This window comes from Endozoicomonas sp. SESOKO4, assembly GCF_024606275.1.
The window spans coordinates 1-1,039 of record NZ_JAHHPS010000220.1 but is presented as its reverse complement, the minus strand read 5'-3'; the positions used below and the strand labels follow the sequence as shown (position 1 = coordinate 1,039).

General features: G+C 43.6%; 2 protein-coding genes. Both read right to left on the bottom strand.

Annotation, left to right across the window (positions count from 1 at the left end; all coding sequences use genetic code 11):
- Nucleotides 1-323, bottom strand: a 323-nt coding sequence (locus tag KDK16_RS04240; protein WP_257255527.1) for an Hpt domain-containing protein, incomplete at its 3' end; no start/stop codon positions are given.
- Between the two features lie 65 nt (nt 324-388).
- Nucleotides 389-1,039 (bottom strand): DUF1631 domain-containing protein (locus KDK16_RS04235; protein WP_257274811.1); only part of this gene is annotated, 651 nt, incomplete at its 5' end.

The window sequence follows — 1,039 nt, the reverse complement described above, 5'->3', positions numbered from 1 at the left end:
CATAGCTTTTTGATAGCTTCAGAAACGCTGCTATAACACTTCCTGATATCAGAGAGTAATGATTCGAACTTCTCGTTTTCAGCCTGTTTGCCCGCTTCTTCCAGCTCATTGGTCAGCTGTATCAGCTGATTGGCTCCCACAATCATTGATGAGCCTTTGATTCGGTGTGCGAGACTGGCGATCTCGCGGTGTGTCTTGTTTTCAACTGCTTTATCCAAGGATCTGAGATCCTCTTCTGTGGTGTTGAGGAATTCATCCAGAAGCATCTGCATCATTGGTGCATCGTCTTCGGTGAGCTGTTCCAGGTTCCCAAGGTCGATCAATGGATACCTCCTTTGTATCTGGATCAGTTGGGGAAAACATTCAGGTTATGTGTCGTCGACAGATGCTAAAACTTCAGGAATTTGTTCATGACAGCATGCAGAGCCTTATCGAAGAATTGAGTATCTTCAATAATACGAATGCGCTCATTTTCTATACCGGACTTGATTGCGTAGCCAGACATTTCGGCTACTTTCATGCCAGAACTATTAATGAAGGTATAGCGATGGGAGACTGTATTAATAGAAGAGAGTTTACAACGGAAATGCTGATCCTGCTTGCCAATGAATTCAACCCACTGGCCTATGCTAAGTTCTACTCCGGTATGCTCTTCCAGAACATCTTTTTCGATGACTCCGTCTTCCTTTGGAGTCGTATCAACGACCTCGGGAATGAGTAAGTCTGATTCAAGGTGAGGATGATCTAACCTTTGACTCTGAAGTACGATCTCTTCTGTATCCGATTCTGCAAACTCTTCTTTTGCTGCTGAATCTTCGAGGGTTACGTTAATAAATTCTTCTTCTATTGGGAATTCAACAGGCATTGATATCAGTGTGGTCAAATCATGCATCCATTCAGCGAAGATAGAGGGGGCATGACCGGTTTTGTTGAGATGGTCGAGCAACATAGTTTTTAATAGGAGCCAGTCTTGAGCTGGGACCGAATCACGGTTTTCTGGTTGTAGATTCCATAACAAGATATCCAGTGTATTAATGGC